Genomic DNA, 20,846 nt, shown 5'->3' with positions numbered 1-20,846 from the left:
TTCTAGTGTGCCTCGGCCCAATTTGCGCCCTGTCCGGCATCGACAGTCAGCGTTACATCCAGTTTGACGGCAGGATCCGGTGCGCCTTCCATCACCTTTCGTGCTGCGGCAACGGTTTCTTCAACTGCGTCCTCTGCCACTTCGAACAACAATTCGTCGTGAACCTGCAAAAGCATCTTGGCCGGCAGTCCCTGAATTGCTGCCGGCATCCTTACCATTGCGCGTCGGATTACATCGGCTGCCGTTCCTTGTATCGGAGCGTTAATCGCGGCACGCCGCGCAAAGCCTGCGTGGGGGCCTTTTGCGTTGATCTCTGGTGTGTGAATTTTGCGCCCAAATAACGTCTGTACGTAACCATGTTCTTTGGCAAATGAGATGGTTTCATCCATATACCGACGAATCCCCGGGAAACGTTCGAAATAGCGGTCGATAAATCCCTGTGCCTCGGCCCGGGGTATGCGAAGATTGCGCGCAAGGCCAAATCCCGAAATACCATAGATTACGCCAAAGTTGATCGCCTTTGCCTGGCGGCGAATGTCAGGTGTCATCTCATCAAGCGGCACGTCGAACATCTCGGACGCCGTCATTGCGTGAATATCCAGCCCATCCGAAAACGCCTGCTTCAGAGCCTGAATATCGGCAATATGCGCTAAAATGCGCAATTCGATCTGGCTATAGTCGAGACTGACCAATACATTCCCCGGCTCGGCAATAAAGGCTTCGCGTATGCGGCGTCCCTCTTCCGTGCGTACGGGTATGTTTTGAAGGTTCGGGTCAGTCGATGCGAGACGCCCTGTATTTGCTCCGGTTATGGAATAAGACGTGTGAACCCGCCCAGTTTCTGGGTTGATATGGGTTTGCAGCGCGTCGGTATAGGTCGATTTCAGTTTTGACAACTGCCTCCAGTCCAGTACGCGGCGTGGTAATTCATGCTCGGTCGCCAGATCCTCAAGAATGTCTGCTCCGGTAGAGTATTTTCCAGTTTTCCCTTTTTTGCCGCCTTCAAGTCCCATCTTGTCAAACAGGATTTCACCCAGCTGTGCCGGGGATCCGACGTTAAAACTCTCGCCTGCAAGATCGTGAATTTCGGCCTCCAGCGCCGCCATCTTTTGTGCAAAGGCGTTCGACATGCGCGACAGCACTTCGCGGTCCACCTTGACGCCGGACATTTCCATTTTTGCCAGTACAGCAACCAGCGGACGCTCAAGCGTCTCATAAACGGTTGTCACCTGAGACTGGTGCAGTTGCGGTTTGAACTGCTGCCAAAGACGCAAGGTTATGTCAGCGTCCTCTGCGGCATAGGCTGTAGCCTCGTCGATCGGGACCTTGTCAAAGGTGATCGCTGACTTACCCGATCCAAGCAATGGCTTGATAGGGATCGGCGAATGGCTCAGATAGCGTTCGGACAGGGTATCCATTCCATGCCCATGTTCGCCCCCATGCATCGCGTAAGACATCAACATCGTGTCATCAATGGGCGCAACATTGACGCCATAGCGTGAAAAGATCTTGGCATCATATTTCATGTTCTGCCCGATCTTAAGGATGGATGGGTCTTCCAACATCGTTTTTACCAGCGTTAGAGCCTGATCCAGCGCAATTTGCCCGTCGGCAAGTGCATCGGAACCGAACAGGTCATCACTGGAACCGTCACGATGGGTCAGCGGGATATAGCAAGCTTCACCTGGCTCGACAGACAGCGAAATTCCGACCAGATCGGCAGTCATCTCGTTCAGGCCAGTCGTTTCAGTGTCCACGGCGACCCAGCCCCGCTCGTAAGCCTGATCGATCCACTTTTGCAAAGCGACGGTGTCCCGGACGCATTCGTATTTTGATGCGTCAAACGGAATAGCTTCTGCCTGCGCCTCCGCCTCGGCAACGGGCAACTCTGGGATTACCGGCGATTCAACACCCAGTTTGTCTGCAATACGCTTAGTTAAGGTGCGAAACTCCATCTCGGCCAGGAAGTTCATCAACGTATCCGGCTCTGGGTCCCTTACCTCTAGTTCGTCTAGCGTGAAATCCAATGGGGTATTTTCATCCAGCTGCACAAGCTTTTTTGAAAGTTCGATCTGATCGCGCTTGTCAATCAATGTCTGGCGGCGTTTGGGCTGTTTGATCTCTTCAGCGCGGTCCAACAGCGTTTCAAGGTCCCCATACTCGTTTATCAACAGAGCTGCGGTCTTTACACCAATCCCCGGTGCGCCGGGCACGTTATCGACGCTATCTCCAGCCAGAGCTTGCACATCAACCACGCGTTCGGGGCCTACTCCGAACTTCTCAATGACGCCATCGCGGTCGATGCGTTTGTTCTTCATAGCATCCAACATCTCGACGCCGCCACCGACAAGCTGCATCAAGTCTTTATCGGAACTGACAATTGTTACGCGCCCTCCGGCGTCGCGGGCTTTCACAGCCAGTGTCGCGATGATGTCGTCGGCCTCGTAGCCTTCAAGCTCTTTGCAGGCGATGTTGAATGCTCTCGTTGCTTCGCGCGTAAGTGGCATCTGAGGGCGCAGATCCTCCGGCATAGCCTCTCGGTTGGCCTTGTACTGATCATAAAGTTCGTTTCGGAATGTGTGTGACCCTTTGTCGAAAATCACTGCGACATGAGTCGGCGCGTCTGGCCCGTCATTTGCCTCGACATATTTCTGCAGCATATTGCAGAAGCCCGATACTGCACCTATGGGCAATCCGTCTGATTTCCGCGTTAATGGCGGCAGCGCGTGGTATGCCCTGAAAATAAAGGCCGATCCGTCGATCAGATGCAGGTGACATCCTTTTCCGAAACTGCTCATACACGCTCTCCCTGTTAGTCAGGGATGGTTCTGCCACAGGGTCGGGCAAGTGGCCAGTCAAGAACGCGCGTCAACCACCAAACAGGCCAGAGAAAGTGTCGGTGAAAAAGTCGGAAAAACTGTTCAGAAGTGCCATAATAACGAGCGTTCCCAGTAAAGCTAAAAAGGCCCACGCGAAAAACTGAAAGAGGATCGCACCAGTTCCGATCGCGATACCGGCGACGGCTGGGCGAATTCTTTCGTGACGCAACAGACCAATGACCGACAAGACAATCGCAGTTGCACCCAACATCGAGACGCCTGTGCGAAGATAATCATCCAGATCACGTGCTGGTGCGATAGGTTCAGGCTGTTCAATGCCTGCAGCTGCCCGTAAGGTGGATTTCCCGATCTCTGCCGCAAGCTCTCCTAGTGAAACGCCTGTGGATTGCTGGGGCGCAAATGGTCCGGCCCAGAAAACGAAAAGCGCTGCTATAAGCGAAATGGCTGCAACGCCAAAACCCAACCAGCCGAATACGGGGCTTTGATTGCCTTGGATTGAAACCTCAGTCATCATACTCTCTCACATCGATATGGGGTCGAGTTACCATTGAATCACGGCAAGACTTTGGCGTGCTCAATGTGGCGAAGACTTTGTTAAGTTGATGATATTCGGCTATTTAAAATGGCCGCCAAGCCGATCAGACCTTTAACGGTCGCGGTCAGGAAACAGTCATTATGGCGCAAAGCACCCTATCGAATTTTGCATTCAGGCTGACTCGCGGCCTTTCAACACGTACTTGCAGTCGCAATAGGGGCATTCGACCCAACCAGTGTCTTCGGGAATTTGCAACCAAACGCGCGGGTGGCCCAATGCGCCCTCGCCACCATCACAGGCAACTTGGGAAGTTTCGACGATTTTGGTTTCCGGCGCTTCGATGGTCACGGCTGGTGATCCTTCATTGGTTGTAGCCTTAACAGGCATGCTTTAGGTGCGTTTATGAGCGATGAGCAAACTGGGGGCAAGAGCCACATGAGCGATGCGGCAATCAGGATAGAAGGACTGTGCAAGTCCTATCGCGGCAGCAAAGGCGAGCCTGAGAAACAGGCGCTAAAGGGTATCGATCTTACAGTCCCCAAAGGATCTGTCTTTGGGCTGTTGGGCCCAAACGGTGCAGGTAAATCGACACTGATTAACATTCTTGCGGGATTGGTCGTAAAGTCTTCGGGTCGCGTATCGATCTGGGGCTTTGATCAGGATCAGTACCCGCGCCAGTCACGCTCAGCGATTGGCGTTATGCCGCAAGAGCTCAACCTCGATCCCTTCTTCACACCTCGCGGCGCGCTGGAGGTCCAGGCCGGTCTTTACGGCGTACCGAAATCTGAACGCCATAGTGATGAAATTCTTGAATTAGTTGGCTTAAGTGACAAGGCCGACGCTTATGCGCGTACGCTTTCCGGTGGGATGAGGCGACGATTGCTGTTGGCAAAGGCGCTGGTGCATCACCCCAAAGTACTTGTTCTTGATGAACCCACTGCTGGTGTAGACATCGAACTGCGCCAGATGTTGTGGACAAATATCCGCAAACTTAATGAACAAGGGATGACGATCATCTTAACTACGCATTATCTGGAAGAAGCCCAGGAAATGTGCGGCGAAATCGCCATTATCAATCACGGTGAAAAAATCGCGCAGGACAGCACTGCGAACTTGTTGGGACGTATGGATAGCCGCACGATGGTGATCGTCCCAGACAGTCCAGTTACAGTTCTACCTGCGGCGGAAGGCGTTAAACCGGCTCTGCGCGATGATGGCTGCCTCGTTTTGCACTACCACAGCGCCCAAACCACTGCAGAACAAGTTCTGGAGTCTGTGCGTGCCGCGAATATCCGCATCCGAGATGTCCGAACCGAGGAAGCGGATCTTGAGGATGTGTTCCTTGCGCTGACCTCCAGCCGCACTGATGATCCCCCGGCCGATGACCAGGATCGGCCGCGCCGTGGGATGCATCGAGTCAAACTTTAGGCGTGATCTACCTGCTTGGCGGTTCTTTAGGGCCGCAAATAAGGCGTCGCGGATTGTTTGTGTTTCAGTCTCTAAAAAAGGGATAGCGCGTTTGCAACTTCCGACCTGTTTAACGATATTCGTCAATTGACACTCGATTTGGACGGCTTTCATCTGACGGCCCGATACCTTTCAAAGCAGCGAATTACGTAACTGCTCGATTTGTTCGTCATTTAGCGACCAGTTTTTTTAAAGGACTCGAAAAAGAACAAAACGTGAATATAATATGGAATCGTATGTATGCCGAACTGTCGATCACATCGAACTTTACCTTCCTCACCGGAGCTTCACACCCCGAGGAGTACATGGAGCGTGCCGTCACCCTGGGCCTGCCTGCCATCGCGGTTGCTGATGACAATTCTGTAGCCGGAATCGTTCGTTCCCATACTCAAGGGCGCGAGATTGCCCGCAAAGTGCGCGAGCGGGTTGAGTGGGAGGCGCAGAATACTCCGATCGGACCACCCTGTCCCGGTCACATCCCCAAACCGCCCTCTTTCCCTATCCATGCGGTGCCGCGTCTGATTCCGGCGGCGCGGCTGATCTTCACTGACGCACCCACCGTCACTGCCCTGCCTCTTAATCGGCAGGGCTGGGCCAACCTGTGCCGGATTATTTCCAAGGGTCGTCTGCGTGCCCAAAAGGGCAACTGTACCCTGCACCTGGCAGATTTGCTGGAGTTCTCAGACGGCCTCCACCTACTGCTCTGGCCACAGGTTGCTCCATCACCGGGCGGCGCGGGTATTTGGCGGAAACGAGCGCGACAGTTGGCGCGCCACTTTTCTGGGCGGATACATCTGTTGATGCATCCCCGTTATGACGGCGCAGATGCGATGTTTTTCTCTGTGTTAGAGACTGAATCAAGGGATATTGGCATACCAACGCTCGCAAGCGCTGCACCACTGATGCATCACGGTTCCCGCCGCAAGCTGGCCGATGTGCTGACTGCCATCCGTCTGCGACGTAAAGTGGATGAGTTGGGTCGCGAGGCGCTGACCAATGGCGAACAGCGCCTGCGGTCAAAGGCCGAAATGCTGCGCATTTTCAAGGGTCATGAGGGCGCTGTCGCCCGGGCCCATGACCTCAGCGAACAGCTTACCTTTTCTCTGGATGAGCTGCGCTATGAGTATCCAAGCGAAGGTAGCGAACAAGAAACTCCGACCGAACGCCTGCGCCGTCTGGCGCATGAAGGGCTTAAATGGCGATATCCTGCGGGCGCGTCGGAAAAAGCGAGGAACATGCTGGCGCATGAGCTAACCCTGATCGCCAAGCTGAAATACGAGCCTTATTTTCTAACCGTCCGTGACATCGTCAAATTCGCAAGATCGCGCAACATCCTATGTCAGGGGCGCGGGTCAGCAGCCAATTCAGTCGTCTGTTTCTGCCTCGGCATCACCGAGGTCAGCCCCGAGATGGGAACGATGGTCTTTGAACGCTTCGTATCCGAGGCCCGTGACGAACCGCCCGATATTGACGTGGATTTCGAACACGAGCGTCGCGAAGAAGTGATCCAACACATCTATGATCGCTATGGCCGGGAACGCGCGGGCCTTTGTGCGACAGTCGTTCACTACCGTGGAAAACGCGCCATCCGCGAGGTCGGCCGCGCCATGGGCTTGACCGAAGATACAATCTCGGCGCTTTCATCACAGCTTTGGGGCTTTTTTTCAGCCTCAGGGCTTGAGGCAGAAAGGATGCGAGAGATCGGCCTTGATCCCGAAGATCGTCGTCTAAAACAGACTCTAATGCTAGTCTATGAGATCGACGGCTTTCCCCGCCACCTGTCTCAGCATGTAGGTGGTTTCATCATCACTGAGGGGCGTCTGGACGAACTTGTGCCTATAGAAAACGCCACAATGGAGGACCGCACGGTCATTTGTTGGGACAAGGATGATATCGACTCGCTGGGCATCCTGAAGGTCGATGTGCTGAGCCTTGGAATGCTGACCTGCATTCGCAAGGCCTTTGATCTGATCGGGCAACACCACCAGACCAGCTATACGCTTGCTACGCTGCCGCCCGAAGACCCCAAAGTCTATGACATGCTCTGCAAGGCAGACTCGGTTGGTGTTTTTCAGGTGGAAAGCCGGGCTCAGATGAATTTTCTACCTCGGATGCGGCCCCGCAACTTCTACGACCTGGTGATCGAGGTCGCAATAATCCGCCCTGGCCCCATTCAGGGCGACATGGTCCACCCCTACATAAGACGGCGGAACGGAGAGGAGGAGGTCAGTTTTCCATCAGATGCACTGGGCGAGGTGCTGGGAAAAACGCTGGGCGTACCACTTTTTCAGGAACAGGCGATGCAGATCGCAATTGTCGGAGCGGGTTTCACCCCGGAACAGGCCGACCGGTTGCGCCGCTCGCTGGCGACTTTCAAGAAACATGGCAATGTCAGTGAATTCCGCGCCCTGTTCCTGCGCGGCATGAAGCGCAACGGCTATGACGACGAATTCGCTGAGCGCTGTTTCTCACAGATCGAAGGTTTTGGCTCGTATGGTTTCCCCGAAAGCCATGCGGCTAGCTTTGCGCTGCTGGTCTATGCCTCGGCCTGGATCAAATGCCATCACCCCGGCATCTTCGCCTGTGCGCTGCTGAACTCTCAACCCATGGGATTCTATGCCCCGGCCCAGATCGTACGCGACGCGCGTGAACATGGGGTTCAGGTGCGCCCGGTCTGTATCAATGCCAGTTTCTGGGACAATGTGATGGAACCCGACGGCCATGGCGGGCTAGCCCTGCGGCTAGGTTTTCGCCAGATCAAGGGCCTAAGCGAAGAAGATGCCAGTTGGCTGACCGCAGCTCGCGGCAACGGTTACACCGAAGTCGACGATGTCTGGCGCCGCGCCGGGCTGGGGCCGCCGGTGATCGAACGGCTGGCCGAGGCCGATGCTTTCGCCGCATGCAACCTGACACGGCGCGAAGCTTTGTGGCAGGCCAAGGCGATAGCAACCGCCAAACCTTTGCCGTTGTTCTCGCTGGATTTGGAGGGCGAGGCGCTGGATGAGCCCGAAGCCTACCTACCCCAGATGACGCTGGGTGAACAGGTGGTCGAGGATTACGTGGCTACGCGCCTCAGCCTGCGGGCCCACCCGGTGGCCTTGCTAAGGCACCTGCTGACACCCGAGCCGCGCGACAAAACCACTCCTGTCGCCTAGCATCAAAACCAGGTATTGGCCCAGTACAGAGCCTAAATTAGTACCATTATGACCAGACCCATCCTGACTCCACGCTTCCCGGCAACGCCTGAACAGATCAACGCGCAGGTCCACGCCTTTTACGCCCGCGTACGCGAGGACACGATGCTGGGCCCCGTTTTCAACAAGCATGTTCACGAATGGCACGCGCATGAGGAAAAGATCGCCGCCTTCTGGCGCAACGCCATCCTGTTCGAACGCAGCTATGACGGTAACCCGCAACGGGTCCATATCGAACGGCCCGACGTGAAACCTGAATTGTTCGCCCATTGGCTAGACCTGTTCGAAGAGGTCGCCAACCAAATGCTACCGCCGGAAACTGCCACACCGTGGGTCGCCTTGGCCAGGCGGATCGGAGTCGGGATGAAGGCCGGCGTCCAATCCGCCCGACAACCCAAAGACGCACCACCGATACTGCGATGACACCAGATCATAGCGGGTTTGATATGTTAGCGATAAAATAGGGGCTACACGCCTCGACAAAATCGGTTTAAGCAAACGCGAAGACAGCCGAAAATCCGACGATCTGCTAGAGCAGGCGCCTGTAACGCCGATATATCGCCCGAGGCTTCGAACATGAGCACTCAAAATACAATCCTCAGGGGACTTGGATTCGCATTTTTAGGGTTCGCTGTTTTTGCTAGCCACGACGCGCTGATCAAGGTTTTGGGCGCCACATACTCAGTGCTGCAGATCATCTTCTTCGCAACGCTATTTTCATTTGTCCCCATGGCAGTATCGATCTTGACTGATCGGACAACAGGAAATTTTATGCCGCGTCACCCGTGGCTGGTTTTGCTTCGTTCGGGTCTGATGCTTACAGCCATGTCCTGCGCATTTTACGCCTTTTCCGTTTTACCGCTGGCCGAAGTCTATTCGCTGCTTTTTTCGTTTCCGCTGATCGTTACTGTCCTATCGATCCCTATTCTAGGCGAGGTGGTCCGGGCTCAGCGTTGGGCGGCCGTCGGCGTAGGCCTTATTGGAGTTTTAATTGTTCTGCGCCCTGGAGCGACCGAAATCACCATTGGCCATGTCGCTGCCCTGACCGCTGCATTTTGCAGCGCCTTTGCTTCGGTTTTGGTACGCAAGATCGGGAACGAGGAAAGATCAGCAGTTTTGATCCTCTATCCCATGTTGCTTGCCATTGGCGTAATGAGTATTGCGCAACCCGCCGTTTATCAGCCCCCTTCACTGTTGCACTTGGGGATGATGGCCATGGTTGGCGTTTTTTCAGTAATAGCACAGCACCTGATCATCCTTGCCTATCGCGCGGCGCCAGCTGGCGTTGTCGCACCCAGCCAATACAGCCAGATTATCTGGGCTACGATATTTGGTATGACATTCTTTGGGGAAAAGCCTGACGTTTGGGTCGCCGTCGGCGCCAGCGTCATCATCGCATCCGGTGTGTTTGTGGTCTGGCGAGAAAGCCGAAGTAACACCACCTCGGCCAACACCCCTGTTTTGCGAGTCCGGTCTCCGCGGTCAGACACGGGGGCAACACGGCCGGGGAACTAGCAAGGCCGGAATTTCACTCTGCAATTTCGTCTCAGCCTTCCTTGCACCTGATCTTGAAGCCGCCGTTGAGATTATTTTCCTCAAAGCGATCTATGGCTCGAACCAAATCGCTAAGTCTATTGTAGCCGTATGTACGGGAATCAAAATCCGGATACATCTTTCCCAATTGGCTTCCTACAAAGGATAAACTAACCCAACCATCGGCTTCATTGGTGTTTAGAACAATATTGCGGATTAGTTGGTATGCATGATTCAACTCTTGTTTTAACTTCACAGTTCTAGCCTCTTGGGATTTAGGGGGGCCAGATTCTGGCTTTTCAATATTTTCTATATAAATGAACCTGTTACATGCAGCTACAAACGCCTTTGGAGCCTTACGCTCACCAATTCCGTAAACATCCAACCCCTGCTCGCGAATTCGGCTGGCGAGGCGCGTAAAGTCGCTGTCCGACGACACCAGTACAAACCCACTGAACCTGTCGGTATGCAGGATGTCCATGGCGTCAATAACAAGGGCAATGTCGCTGGAATTCTTACCGGACGTATTGGAGAATTGCTGATGCGGGACAACTGCATATTCGGCCAGTGAGTTTGCCTCCCAACCCTGCGGCGCACCGCCGGAAAAGTCTCCATAAATCCGCCTTTGGCTGGCTTCGCCAAGTCGGGCGATTTCTTCAAAAATCTCAGTAGCATGTTTTGCCGATATATTGTCGGCATCTATTAATACGGCAAGTCGTTCTGCAGTCTTTGTGTTCAAGGCAATTCCTCAAATAAAAAAGGGGAAGTAAGTTCATAAACAAGCTGAAGGGGCGAAATAAATCGCCCCCCAGATTAACTTTCAACAATCTTGTCAGTAGACGACCACTGAACGGATGCTTTCGCCCTTATGCATCAGATCGAATCCATGGTTGATGTCATCCAACCCCATGGTGTGAGTGATCATCGGGTCGATCTCGATCTTGCCGTCCATGTACCAGTCGACGATCTTTGGTACATCGGTGCGACCACGTGCGCCGCCAAAGGCGGTTCCACGCCAAGAACGACCAGTTACCAATTGGAATGGGCGGGTTGAAATTTCGGCCCCGGCTGGCGCAACACCGATTATAATCGATTCACCCCAGCCTTTATGCGCCGATTCCAATGCATCGCGCATGACACCGACATTGCCCGTGGCATCGAATGTATAATCCGCACCACCTTTGGTGAGGTTCACTAGGTAGGGAACCAAATCGCCCTCAATCTCGGTTGGGTTAACGAAATCGGTCATACCGAACTTCGTGGCCATCTCAACTTTGGCAGGGTTAAGATCAACGCCAACGATTTGATCCGCACCAGCCAGACGCAGGCCTTGAATCACATTCAGGCCGATACCGCCCAGCCCAAAAACAATCGCACGGCTGCCGATTTCGACTTTGGCTGTGTTGATGACTGCGCCAATACCAGTGGTCACGCCGCAGCCGATGTAACAGATCTTGTCGAAAGGCGCGTCTTCGCGCACTTTTGCAAGCGCGATTTCAGGCAGGACAGTGTGGTTCGAGAATGTCGAGCAACCCATGTAGTGCAGGATCGGATCACCATCCAGCGTCGTGAAACGCGACGTGCCATCGGGCATCAGACCTTGTCCCTGCGTATCGCGGATCGCCTGACACAAGTTGGTTTTCGGATGCAAACAGTATTCGCATTCCCGACATTCAGGGGTGTAAAGCGGAATTACGTGATCACCCGGTTTCAGACTGGTCACGCCCGCGCCGACCTCGACCACAACGCCTGCACCCTCATGGCCCAAAATAGCCGGGAACAGGCCTTCGGGATCGGCACCAGAAAGGGTGAACTCGTCGGTATGGCAGATTCCAGTAGCCTTGATCTCTACTAAAACCTCACCGGCTTTGGGGCCTTCGAGGTTTACATCCATCACTTCCAAAGGTTTGCCAGCCTGAACGGCGACGGCGGCGCGGGTACGCATTTTGAATTTCTCCCTGTCTGTTTGCCCGACCCTGCGTCAATTGCCGGGCGTTTTCAACTGCGCTTTGATGGAAGATTGGCTAATTATTTGATATTGCAGAAACGGCATCGTCAGAATGAGGTACGCTAATGCACCGTTTTATCCCGATCTTGGCCCTTCTGGCAGCCTGCGCTGACACCAGCATTCCTGAAGATGTTTCTTCCATCTCGGAAAACGCTCCGGTGGATCTGGCCTTTTGCAAGGGCGAGCCGTTTGCTGATTCAGTCGGTCAACCCGTTTCCAGCATTCAGGCGAGTCTTCCAGAACGATCGCGTGTACTTGGCCCGGATGACATCGCAACGCAGGATTACCGGATCGACAGGTTGAACGTCTACGTGAGCGGCTCCGGTGTGATTCAACGTCTGAGCTGCGGGTAGGCATGGACTCGGGGCATGATTCTCGAATAAGAACAAAATAGGAACATTTAATGCTTGCCGATGCCCAACCGTCGAATACTTTCCCTGTGGTTCCCCCGTCTGGGGGCTGAACGGCTGGTACGCGCCGCGCGAGGCCTGCATGCCGGGCCTTTGGCCGTGGTGGCCGAACAATCGAACATGCAGGTCGTCACCTCGCTGAACGCCGACGCCCAGGCCGCTGGTCTGCGTATCGGCCAACCGGTGCGCGATGCTCACGCCATGTGTGCAGACCTTGTGACGCGCCCGCGCAATGCACCAGGCGAAGCGGCCTTTCTGACCGCGTTGCGCCGTTGGGCGGGGAAATTCAGCCCATGGGTAGCGGAAGAAGCACCCGATGGTCTGATCGTGGACCTGTCGGGTTGCGCCCATTTGTTCGGGGGCGAAAAGACGCTGTTAAGCGTCATAGAAACCGACTGCGCCGATATGGGCCTAAGTGTACAGATGGGTATTGCCGACACGCTGGGTGCGGCCTGGGCGCTGGCCCGTTATGCAGGTCAAGAGGTCATATCAGACCGCAATGGCGACGCAATCAGCCAAGAAGCCCGTGCCACCCGCGCCCGGGCGGGCAAGCGGCGACACTGGACCAAAGGCGGAGCCGCACCGCAAGTGACGGCTTTGGGTGGCGGTGCTCGGATCGCGCCACCGGGGCATGCCTATAGCTCACTCAGCCCCCTACCTATCGCAGCATTACGGTTGGAAGATCAGGTTGTGACGCAGCTGAACCGCTTGGGCCTGCGCCAGATTGGCGATCTGTTGGGGCAACCTCGCGCCTCTCTGGCGCGGCGATTTGGGCGGGGATTGGTACTGCGGTTGGATCAGGCAATGGGTAGCGCACCCGAACCAGTCTCACCCGCACGCCCACCGCATCACTTTGCAGTGCGTATGACCCTACCCAACCCAATCGGGTTAATCGAAGACGTAATGGCCGCCATTGACCGGGTCCTGCCTACACTTTGCGCAAAGTTGGAAGAGAAAAGCCGCGGCGTCCGTACCCTGCGGCTTGAGGCGCATCGCGCCGATCAGGCGGCTGAGATTATCGAGGTGGGTCTGGCCCGACCGACCTTTGATAAACACCGCATTCGTCCTTTATTAGAGATGAAAATTGACAAGATCGACGCGGGCTATGGCATTGACATGCTACGGCTTGAGGCAGTGCAAACTGAACCCATCCACGCCCGTACGATGGCAGGCCATGCCGAGGCACGCCGCGTAGCCCGCAATCGCCTTGAAGGAAATACGGCTGTTGATGATCTAATTGGTAAACTAGGCGCAAGAGTAGGGCTTGAGGTGATTACACGGCGGCATCCCGCAGCCTCTCATATCCCCGAAAAAACCGCGCAGACATTGGCCGCGGCATGGTCAGAACCCGCCCACGACTGGCCCGCCCCGCCACGTCCCAGACCCTTGCAAATGTGGCAACCCGAACCGGTGATGGCGCCAGAAACCCCAGACGTGCCGAATACCTTTCGCTGGCGCGGGCGCGAGTGGCAACTGGCGCAAGCTACCGGCCCGGAACGGATTGCGCCAGAGTGGTGGTTGGATGATCCAAACTGGCGCAGCGGAGTTCGCGATTACTGGGTGGTAGTAACCGAACAAGGTGAAAGGTTATGGCTGTTTTACGGCCATGGCGGCACTATGTCTGCGGGATGGTTCTGTCAGGGAGAGTTTGGGTAGACTCTATTTTCCGCGATAAACCAGAAAATCCGGCAGATAGTCGATCAGGCGGATCAGCCACGAGAATGGGGCCGGGAAATCCGTACGGAAGCGGCGGCGCGACATCGCCTTTACCACTCGGGCCGCTGCATCCTCGGGCGTCATCAACATGGGCATCTTGAAACTGTTCTTTTCAGTCAGGCGCGTCTTGATAAAACCCGGGTTGACGATCCGCACCGTCACGCCGCTGCTCGCCAGATCATGCCGCATAGTCTCGGCCAGGGAAATCATAGCAGCCTTGCTAGAACCATAACCAATCGCGGCAGGCAGCCCGTGATATCCCGCCAGCGAACCGATCAGGGTAATTTCACCGTGACCAGCTTTAACAAAACCCGGAACAACTTCACCAAGCACGCGCAGGGCGCCCAGATAGTTCACATCGCTCATGACCAACGCTGACTCGGTATTCCAGTCCGTCGTACGCATCGGATCGTAAGCGCCTGCATTGTAAACCAACCCATCAATTGGTCCGGCTTCGGTCAAGGCCTTCTGGACAGACTCTAAATCAGTCACATCACACGGAACCGCCTTTGCATTGGCTAAGTCGTCACAAATCTGGGTCAACCGCTCTGAATTGCGGGCCGACAAAACCAGATGCGCGCCCTGACGGCTTAACTCCTCAGCCAGAGCACGACCTAATCCTTCGCTGGCCCCGACAATCCAATATGTTTTTCCGTCAAAACTGCTCATGGTTGGGCTATCCGGAACGTCTGGATCATAAGGATCCAACGTCTCAAAAAAGTTGCTTTGGACATCTTGTGGACATTACGTCTCAATGCTTCGTGTGGATCATCCTCGATCCGGAAGATCAGGCCAGCAACTAAATATAGAACGTTTGAGAAAATAATCTAACTTGACTGATCCAATCGAGCGAACGCTGCGTATCCCTTTGTAAAATGTCGCACAAAGAGGATCATATGTTCGACGAGACACGAGGCGTACGCAAGAAAATCGCGATTGTAGGTGCAGGCATTTCAGGTCTATCCGCAGCTTACTATCTTTCAGAAGACCATGACATCACCATCTTCGAGGCAGAGCCTCGCCTTGGGGGACATGCCAGAACGGTGATGGCAGGCAAAAACGGTGATCAACCCGTTGACACCGGTTTTATAGTTTTCAATTACATCACCTACCCTTATCTCACCAAATTGTTTGAAGAGCTGAACGTTCCTGTCACAAAGAGCGAGATGAGCTTTGGTGCGACCATAGACAACGGTCGAATCGAGTATGGTCTGAATAACTTACGTACGTTGACTGCTCAAAAGCGCAATCTTGCACGTCCTGCATATTACAAGATGATTGCGGACATAGTGAGATTTGGCAAAGAGGCCCCGACTGCGGCACGGGATGACGACACCACAATTGGAGAGCTCGTGGATCAGCTGCGCCTGGGTCATTGGTTTCGTCACAACTATTTGATGCCTATGTGTGGCGCAATCTGGTCCACACCAACCGAGTTTGTTGATCAATTTCCGGCTCGATCCTTGGTTCAATTTTTCCGAAATCATGCCTTGATGGCGGGCGATCGCTCTAAGCAACACCAATGGTGGACAGTAAAAGGCGGCAGTATCGAATACGTACGTCGTCTTGAGGCAGCCTTGCGAACCCGTGGCTCAGACATTCGTTTGTCCGCTCCGGTTGACCATATCGAAAGGTGCGATCTGGGCGTCACCGTCTTCAGCCAAGGGCAGCCTGACATGTTTGATGAGATTATTTTGGCCACGCACTCGGATCAAACATTGTCGATCTTGGGCGATTCAGCGACATCGGTCGAAAGGGATGCACTCGGGTCGATACGATATCAGCCCAATAAAGCTTATTTGCATTGTGATCCAGGCCAGATGCCGCGTCGCCGGGCCTGCTGGTCAAGTTGGACCTATCGTTCAAACGGCGGCAATGTTGGCGTGACTTATTGGATGAACCGTCTTCAGAATATTCCTGACAGTGATCCACTATTCGTAACGCTGAACGCATCACCAGAAATCGCTGCGGATAAAATCTATGATGAAGTCGAATTTGCCCATCCGGTATTCGACAAAGCTGCCCTGCGAGCACAAGGGCAAATCCGCGAGATGCAGGGACAGAACCGAACGTGGTTTGCCGGAGCGTACAACCGGCACGGTTTTCACGAAGACGGGATTGCGAGCGCGATGCATGTCGTCGATCTGCTGAAACGCACCCCGCATAGAATCGGAGCTGACAATGGCATTCTTGAACCAGATACGGCTGTCTCTGTTGCGGCCGAGTAAATGCATCTGGCGCGTAGCGCTGGTAACTGTCTTGTTGTTGCCGCCAGCCTGGCTGGCGGCCTCGCCGCTGGCGGGTGCACTCAAAGACGCGCAACTTCGAGGGACTTCCACTTTTCGGTATCTGGGCCTGCCTATTTATGACGCAAAACTGTTTACACCTGGGGGTGGACCTTTCAGTTGGAATGAGGATTTCGGGCTGCAACTGACCTACCGAAAGTCCCTAAAACAGAAGGCTTTGGTTCAATCAACGCTCGATGAGATTGAACGCCAAGGTAACAAAGCTCCTTCGCAGACGCAATTGGAACAATGCTTTCAGGCAGTCAGTAAAGGCGACAGTTATCTGGCAATTTCCGAAGGTCCAAACCAAGTCGATTTCTGGCGCAACGGGAACAAGACCTGTGCGCTTTCCAGCCCCGGGATCAAACGGGCGTTCATGTCAATTTTCCTTGGGGACGACACCAGAACGGCAAACTTCACGCGACAGCTTAAGGGGCAATAATGCTGTATCCGCGTGTCAGCCTATACGCGCTTATGCTCGCTGCGGCGGGTATCCCGCTTTATATCCACCTTCCGCGATTTGCCTCGGTAAATCTTGGAATTGGGCTTGGCGTAATCGGGACTTTATTGCTGGCGATCCGGTTGGTGGACTTGGTCCAAGACCCCTTGATCGGTTGGGCGATTGATCGTTGGCCTGGCGCTCAATTGATGTTTTCCACCATGGCGGCGATTGGCTTGGCCGTCGGCTTTCCGCTGCTGTTCTCTTTACCGGAGGACGCCAGCATTCTGTCTCTTGTCGTTATCTTGATCCTGCTATTTTCCGCCTATAGCCTTGGGACGATTTTACTTTATGGTCGCAGTGCGACATTGGCCAAAAAACCGAACTCTGCTGAATTGATGAGGTTGGCCGCTTATCGCGAAGGCGGCCAATTGGCGGGAGTTATCGCCGCGGCAAGCGCCCCCGCATTGTTCGTGGCAATCGGCGCCGAAGCGCAAGGTTATCCCGCGTTCGGAATGTTTCTTGGCCTTTTATCTATCTTTACCATCCTGCTGACATTCCCCATGTGGCGCCGAACTCCGATTACAGGGCAGGGTCTTTCTTTTGCCGGGCTTGGTCAGGCAGGTGCCCTTCGTTTACTTACGCTTGCTCTCGTCAATAGCCTGCCAGTCGCAATAACCTCGACTTTGTTCTTGTTTTTTGTCGAAGACCGACTGCAATTACCGGGGAAGGCCGGGCCACTGCTGATACTTTTCTTTCTCAGCGCAGGTACCAGCGTTCCACTGTGGGCCAAGCTTGGAAACCGAATAGGCCCCAAACAGACCCTGATCATCGCCATGCCATTGTCGATTGCCGGTTTCGTCGGCGCCGCCATGTTGCCGGCTGGCGAACTTACGGGTTTTGCATTGATATGCTTTGCTTCCGGAGCGGCGTTGGGCGCGGACATGGTTGTACTACCGGCGATGTTCTCGGTCGTTCTTACACGTTCTGGCTTGAATGCCTCAGCAGCATTTGGAATTTGGTCATTTGCTGGCAAGCTGGGGCTGGCTCTGGCTGCATTTTTTACTCTTCCGCTGCTTGAACGCAGTGGCTTCAATCCCGGTCAATCCAATTCCGTTCAGGCTTTAGAAACACTCAACTTAGCCTACGCCGTATTGCCCTGCGTTCTAAAGCTGGGCGCGTTTGGAATGGTTTTGACCCTACCTACAGAGGTAACCGTCAAATGAACTTTCTGATAGTACTCTTGCTGGTGGTTATTGCGCTTGTCGTAGTTCGAGGTCGGTTCCTCAGCTTTCGTGCGCAGACTCCTTCAGATTATGCTGATACCGGACCTCAGTTTTCACTCACAAAACACCTGAACGGAGAAATTCTGTCAGAAGGCTTAATTTATGGTCCCAACGGCAAAATGTCGAACAGCTTTGTTGCCCGAATGGTCGGTGAATGGGAAGGTAACTCAGGCACGTTGGCAGAGTATTTTACCTATTCCAATGGCAAGCAAATGACCAGGAAATGGCACCTCACTTTGGGAACGGGAAACAAATTTACGGCAACCGCAGAAGACATAGTCGGCGAAGGTCGTGGGATAGTTTCTGGCTCTACGGTCAAGTTGAACTATCGCATTATTTTGCCAGAGGATGCTGGGGGGCACACGCTGGAAGTAACCGATTGGATGTACCTGACGGAAAACGGAGCGATAATGAACCGGTCAGAGATGCGAAAATTCGGAATTAAAGTCGCAGAGCTGGTCGCAACAATGCGACCAGCGCCAGAGGCCGTCTTGAAACATCTACCCGGAACAAACGGCTTTGACGCAGAAGCAGCGCCGAGGACACTGCAATGATTGCTCGACGTTATCTTCTTGGAATTCTTGCGGTAACCGGACTTTTAGTTTTAGCAGCCTGCTCAGCAAAGCCGAGGGTTCCCAAAACATTTTTGTCCGACCGGCAATTGAACCTAGAAGAGTTCTTTGAAGGAAAAACCGTAGCGTATGGTCAGTTTCAGGATGTTCTGGGCAACATCCCGCGCCGTTTTACCGTTGAAATTGACGGAACTTGGGATGGTCGGACTCTGACATTAGTAGAAGACTTTGTGTACGACGACGGGGCAACGGAACAACGCGTTTGGACGTTGAACAAAACATCTGACGACACTTGGACCGGGACAGCACCCGGTGTATTGGGTACGGCAACCGGTATTGAACGCGGTGATACATTCAACTGGAAGTACAAGATCGACCTGCCTGTGAAAGACGGCACAATGCGTGTCAATTTCGATGATTGGATGTGGCTTTTGTCAGATGACCGACTGTTGAATCGAGCCTATGTCTCGCGCTTTGGCGTTCGTCTGGGTGAAGTAGTCTTGTTCTTCGAAAAGAAATGATGGGTGTCGCGGTTGGCGATGGACACCCAATTTCAGCCATACACCAAGCTTTTAGACCTTTGCGGTCAGGTGCGGTAAGAAAAACTACCAGTGTGTCCCCACGGTAAAGAAGGTTGGCCGCTTTCACGCAATTGATAACGCGTCGGTTTCAATACGCGTGACTGAAAATACAACGTCCTCAAAATCTTGATCACCACCGCCGGTAAGGTCTTCGAAACCGATAATCATTGCATTCCCACCGTCGGCAATTCCCGAAAGTGCATGTTGTTCATCGTCGGTATTCAGTAAGGCTTTTTCCGCATGGAACGTGTTTACACTGGCTGAGTTTCCATTGACAAAAAGTATTAGATCAAAGTCGTCGTCCACATCGGCAACTGCACCATTGCCGGCTCGAAACTCCAACACGTCGCTGTTTGACACATCGGCTGCCCAATCTGCAGCATTCTGAACAACAAAGAACCCGAGTCTGCTGCCATCCGCCACGTCTGAAATGGTGACTGAGCCAGTGTCGCGGTTGGTGTTGTCGTACAACAATCGCACATTGGCGATTTCGCCATTGTCGAGGATATCGTAGACCCCCAACACGTTATTGTACCCTGCGTGCCCAATATCGAGCAGTTCGACCTGAAAATCCGTCGCACCGTCACCTGACAAAAACTCTTTGTTGACCACGCCGTTGATCTGGTCTCGGCTTACTCTGTCCCCATCCGACAGGTCAGGAAGGTACTTGGCGTAACTTATGATGGTATTCCCGTCGACTGCGATTGCGAAAATGTCTCCTTCTGACCGCCCAGAAATGAGCGATATTGTAACATCTGAATTACCATCGCCGTCTAAATCCACCTCGATCTCTGAGTCTCTGTTAAATTGAATATTGGATCGGCCTGGTTGGACTCCTTCGAGGATTAGCTGATTACCTTCGTCAAAGTTGGTTATCACATCATTGTCTAGCTCTTCCGGAGTACCCCTGAGCGCGCCGCTCTCACTCTCTAGCGTGAATTGTTCAAGGGTTGGTGTCGCTTCCACTTCAGCGTTTTCCTCGGGAGCGATTGCCTGCTCAGACGGTAGGCTGTCGTCCGTTCCGGCATTTCCACCTTCGTCCAATTGGACACCGGCTGAAGTCCGTGCAAAGTTTTGCGTCACCATCACGGCAGGCACGCCCTGAAAGGTACCGATCTCGATCCCAATGCCGATGTATGCCAGTGCCGGATTGAGAATATTCGCCCTATGTCCATCGCTGTTCATCAACGAGTCATGCAAATTAACGACATCATCGCTGAAACCTGGAACACCGCGCTGGCTCTGCCATGCGATGTTTTCGGCGGTAGACCACGACCCGGACAAGACGAAGCCAGATTCGCGAATTCGTTGAGTCGCTGAGCTATCGCCTTCCCCAGTATGCGAAAATGTACCCGTTTCGAGCATCCAATCACTGTGCTCTTCTGCCGCCGCGTTAAGTCGAAGCTCTAACTGGACTGGATCAAGCCCACGCGAAACGCGCTCCGAATTAATCAGATTGAGCATTTCTCGTTCAAGGGAACTTGCTTCCGACATCACCGATCCTCCAAACTGCGGGCATAGTCAGAGGAAAATTTGTCTATAATTGGACAATTTGAAGCCACAAATTGCCTACGCACCCAAAACGGCGACTTCCTGCTGGTTTGGCCTTACTAATAAGCGGATTGACGATTCTTTATGCGCAATGCCCGCAGGGAATCTGAAACCCAATTTTTTGCTTGGTTTGTGTTGTTTGGGCAGTTTTGCGTTTATTATTCTTTTTTGGTTTTAGTTTTGGTGTTTTTTGTTTTTTTCAGACCTTTAGGTTATGAGGCTGACGAGTTTTGATCGTTAAGCACACAGTCCAGTGGCCTGTTTGTAGGTCGAACGTGCAATTTGGAAGTTGGTTGCGGGAGTAGGATTTGAACCTACGACCTTTAGGTTTGAGGCTGACGATGTGAAGACGTTAAGCAATTGATCCGGGGGATCAATTGTAGTCTGAACGTGCTTCTTTGAGATATTCCGACGCTGGTTGCGGGAGTA

The 20,846-nt window shown here is 53.7% G+C and carries 19 protein-coding genes; 11 read left to right on the top strand and 8 right to left on the bottom strand.

Annotation, left to right across the window (positions count from 1 at the left end):
• Positions 1-2: 2 nt before the first annotated feature.
• From polA to AC2FNE_RS19160, 3 genes are all read right to left on the bottom strand, one after another.
• The gene (gene polA / locus AC2FNE_RS19170; protein ID WP_496806061.1) at positions 3-2,798 is read right to left on the bottom strand and encodes a DNA polymerase I; all 2,796 of its coding nucleotides are present in this window, start codon (positions 2,796-2,798) and stop codon (positions 3-5) included.
• Between the two features lie 70 nt (positions 2,799-2,868).
• Entirely contained in the window at positions 2,869-3,351 is a 483-nt protein-coding gene (locus tag AC2FNE_RS19165) for a hypothetical protein (protein ID WP_170602942.1), read from the bottom strand.
• A 195-nt stretch (positions 3,352-3,546) separates the two neighbouring features.
• Positions 3,547-3,723, bottom strand: a complete 177-nt coding sequence (locus tag AC2FNE_RS19160) for a zinc-finger domain-containing protein (protein WP_170603667.1) — start codon at positions 3,721-3,723, stop codon at positions 3,547-3,549.
• Between the two features lie 87 nt (positions 3,724-3,810).
• On the opposite strand from AC2FNE_RS19160, the gene AC2FNE_RS19155 reads away from it, so the two are divergent.
• The 4 genes from AC2FNE_RS19155 (at position 3,811) to AC2FNE_RS19140 (ending at position 9,551) form a co-directional block, all read left to right on the top strand.
• On the top strand, positions 3,811-4,803 hold the full coding sequence (locus AC2FNE_RS19155; protein ID WP_496806072.1) for an ABC transporter ATP-binding protein: 993 nt from the start codon (positions 3,811-3,813) through the stop codon (positions 4,801-4,803).
• Positions 4,804-5,078: 275 nt separating this feature from the next.
• Entirely contained in the window at positions 5,079-7,997 is a 2,919-nt protein-coding gene (locus AC2FNE_RS19150) for an error-prone DNA polymerase (protein WP_170603663.1), read from the top strand.
• 48 nt (positions 7,998-8,045) lie between these two features.
• Entirely contained in the window at positions 8,046-8,459 is a 414-nt protein-coding gene (locus tag AC2FNE_RS19145) for a group III truncated hemoglobin (RefSeq protein ID WP_170602941.1), read from the top strand.
• A gap of 153 nt (positions 8,460-8,612) precedes the next feature.
• Positions 8,613-9,551 carry a DMT family transporter gene (locus AC2FNE_RS19140; RefSeq protein ID WP_170602940.1) on the top strand — a complete coding sequence of 313 codons (939 nt, stop codon included), beginning with the start codon at positions 8,613-8,615 and terminating at the stop codon, positions 9,549-9,551.
• A 31-nt stretch (positions 9,552-9,582) separates the two neighbouring features.
• On the opposite strand, the gene AC2FNE_RS19135 is transcribed toward AC2FNE_RS19140, so the two are convergent.
• Both AC2FNE_RS19135 and AC2FNE_RS19130 read right to left on the bottom strand, forming a co-directional pair.
• Positions 9,583-10,308, bottom strand: coding sequence for an NYN domain-containing protein (locus AC2FNE_RS19135; RefSeq protein ID WP_496806060.1), 726 nt, complete (start codon positions 10,306-10,308; stop codon positions 9,583-9,585).
• A 93-nt stretch (positions 10,309-10,401) separates the two neighbouring features.
• Positions 10,402-11,514, bottom strand: a complete 1,113-nt coding sequence (locus tag AC2FNE_RS19130) for an S-(hydroxymethyl)glutathione dehydrogenase/class III alcohol dehydrogenase (RefSeq protein WP_496806059.1) — start codon at positions 11,512-11,514, stop codon at positions 10,402-10,404.
• 128 nt (positions 11,515-11,642) lie between these two features.
• On the opposite strand from AC2FNE_RS19130, the gene AC2FNE_RS19125 reads away from it, so the two are divergent.
• Together AC2FNE_RS19125 and AC2FNE_RS19120 are read left to right on the top strand one after the other, a co-directional pair.
• Entirely contained in the window at positions 11,643-11,930 is a 288-nt protein-coding gene (locus AC2FNE_RS19125) for an I78 family peptidase inhibitor (RefSeq protein WP_170479650.1), read from the top strand.
• Positions 11,931-11,990: 60 nt separating this feature from the next.
• The gene (locus tag AC2FNE_RS19120; protein WP_170479704.1) at positions 11,991-13,643 is read left to right on the top strand and encodes a DUF6504 family protein; all 1,653 of its coding nucleotides are present in this window, start codon (positions 11,991-11,993) and stop codon (positions 13,641-13,643) included.
• Between the two features lie 3 nt (positions 13,644-13,646).
• Here the strand turns inward: AC2FNE_RS19120 and AC2FNE_RS19115 are convergent, their stop codons facing one another.
• Complete coding sequence (locus AC2FNE_RS19115) at positions 13,647-14,372, bottom strand: SDR family NAD(P)-dependent oxidoreductase (RefSeq protein ID WP_170602936.1); 726 nt, start codon at positions 14,370-14,372, stop codon at positions 13,647-13,649.
• A 227-nt stretch (positions 14,373-14,599) separates the two neighbouring features.
• Here AC2FNE_RS19115 and AC2FNE_RS19110 point away from each other — a divergent pair, with 227 nt between their 5' ends.
• Genes AC2FNE_RS19110 through AC2FNE_RS19090 form a run of 5 tightly spaced genes read left to right on the top strand, consistent with a single transcriptional unit; the run spans position 14,600 to position 18,806 of the window.
• Entirely contained in the window at positions 14,600-15,931 is a 1,332-nt protein-coding gene (locus AC2FNE_RS19110) for an NAD(P)/FAD-dependent oxidoreductase (protein ID WP_170602934.1), read from the top strand.
• Positions 15,885-16,430 (top strand): hypothetical protein, encoded by a 546-nt coding sequence (locus tag AC2FNE_RS19105; protein WP_496806058.1) that lies wholly within the window; start codon positions 15,885-15,887, stop codon positions 16,428-16,430. Before AC2FNE_RS19110 ends, AC2FNE_RS19105 begins: the two co-directional genes overlap by 47 nt.
• Positions 16,430-17,653, top strand: coding sequence for an MFS transporter (locus AC2FNE_RS19100; RefSeq protein WP_496806057.1), 1,224 nt, complete (start codon positions 16,430-16,432; stop codon positions 17,651-17,653). The genes AC2FNE_RS19105 and AC2FNE_RS19100 overlap by 1 nt, the downstream gene beginning before the upstream one ends.
• Positions 17,650-18,267 carry a DUF3833 domain-containing protein gene (locus tag AC2FNE_RS19095; RefSeq protein WP_170610564.1) on the top strand — a complete coding sequence of 206 codons (618 nt, stop codon included), beginning with the start codon at positions 17,650-17,652 and terminating at the stop codon, positions 18,265-18,267. The genes AC2FNE_RS19100 and AC2FNE_RS19095 overlap by 4 nt, the downstream gene beginning before the upstream one ends.
• Positions 18,264-18,806 (top strand): DUF3833 domain-containing protein, encoded by a 543-nt coding sequence (locus AC2FNE_RS19090; protein ID WP_170479663.1) that lies wholly within the window; start codon positions 18,264-18,266, stop codon positions 18,804-18,806. Before AC2FNE_RS19095 ends, AC2FNE_RS19090 begins: the two co-directional genes overlap by 4 nt.
• Before the next feature lie 123 nt (positions 18,807-18,929).
• Here AC2FNE_RS19090 and AC2FNE_RS19085 read toward each other — a convergent pair whose 3' ends face one another.
• Positions 18,930-20,360: a CAP domain-containing protein gene (locus AC2FNE_RS19085; RefSeq protein ID WP_170602926.1), complete on the bottom strand. Its 1,431-nt coding sequence runs from the start codon at positions 20,358-20,360 to the stop codon at positions 18,930-18,932.
• A gap of 294 nt (positions 20,361-20,654) precedes the next feature.
• Positions 20,655-20,846: hypothetical protein (locus AC2FNE_RS19080; protein WP_496806056.1), on the bottom strand; the 192-nt coding region annotated here is incomplete at its 5' end.

It is taken from the genome of Ruegeria sp. YKSD179 (assembly GCF_059612885.1).
Note: the sequence above shows the minus strand (reverse complement) of the source record. Positions and strands in the feature narration are given on the sequence as shown.

Bases quoted from the DNA above. Each gene is read 5' to 3' on its own strand.
- AC2FNE_RS19145 (WP_170602941.1), top strand. From the start codon at position 8,046: ATGACCAGACCCATCCTGACTCCACGCTTCCCGGCAACGCCTGAACAG.
- AC2FNE_RS19105 (WP_496806058.1), top strand. From the start codon at position 15,885: ATGGCATTCTTGAACCAGATACGGCTGTCTCTGTTGCGGCCGAGTAAA.
- AC2FNE_RS19140 (WP_170602940.1), top strand. From the start codon at position 8,613: ATGAGCACTCAAAATACAATCCTCAGGGGACTTGGATTCGCATTTTTA.
- AC2FNE_RS19150 (WP_170603663.1), top strand. From the start codon at position 5,079: ATGTATGCCGAACTGTCGATCACATCGAACTTTACCTTCCTCACCGGA.
- AC2FNE_RS19095 (WP_170610564.1), top strand. From the start codon at position 17,650: ATGAACTTTCTGATAGTACTCTTGCTGGTGGTTATTGCGCTTGTCGTA.
- AC2FNE_RS19125 (WP_170479650.1), top strand. From the start codon at position 11,643: ATGCACCGTTTTATCCCGATCTTGGCCCTTCTGGCAGCCTGCGCTGAC.
- AC2FNE_RS19110 (WP_170602934.1), top strand. From the start codon at position 14,600: ATGTTCGACGAGACACGAGGCGTACGCAAGAAAATCGCGATTGTAGGT.
- AC2FNE_RS19100 (WP_496806057.1), top strand. From the start codon at position 16,430: ATGCTGTATCCGCGTGTCAGCCTATACGCGCTTATGCTCGCTGCGGCG.
- AC2FNE_RS19085 (WP_170602926.1), bottom strand. From the start codon at position 20,360: ATGTCGGAAGCAAGTTCCCTTGAACGAGAAATGCTCAATCTGATTAAT.
- AC2FNE_RS19090 (WP_170479663.1), top strand. From the start codon at position 18,264: ATGATTGCTCGACGTTATCTTCTTGGAATTCTTGCGGTAACCGGACTT.
- AC2FNE_RS19155 (WP_496806072.1), top strand. From the start codon at position 3,811: ATGAGCGATGCGGCAATCAGGATAGAAGGACTGTGCAAGTCCTATCGC.
- AC2FNE_RS19120 (WP_170479704.1), top strand. From the start codon at position 11,991: ATGCCCAACCGTCGAATACTTTCCCTGTGGTTCCCCCGTCTGGGGGCT.
- polA (WP_496806061.1), bottom strand. From the start codon at position 2,798: ATGAGCAGTTTCGGAAAAGGATGTCACCTGCATCTGATCGACGGATCG.
- AC2FNE_RS19130 (WP_496806059.1), bottom strand. From the start codon at position 11,514: ATGCGTACCCGCGCCGCCGTCGCCGTTCAGGCTGGCAAACCTTTGGAA.
- AC2FNE_RS19165 (WP_170602942.1), bottom strand. From the start codon at position 3,351: ATGACTGAGGTTTCAATCCAAGGCAATCAAAGCCCCGTATTCGGCTGG.
- AC2FNE_RS19115 (WP_170602936.1), bottom strand. From the start codon at position 14,372: ATGAGCAGTTTTGACGGAAAAACATATTGGATTGTCGGGGCCAGCGAA.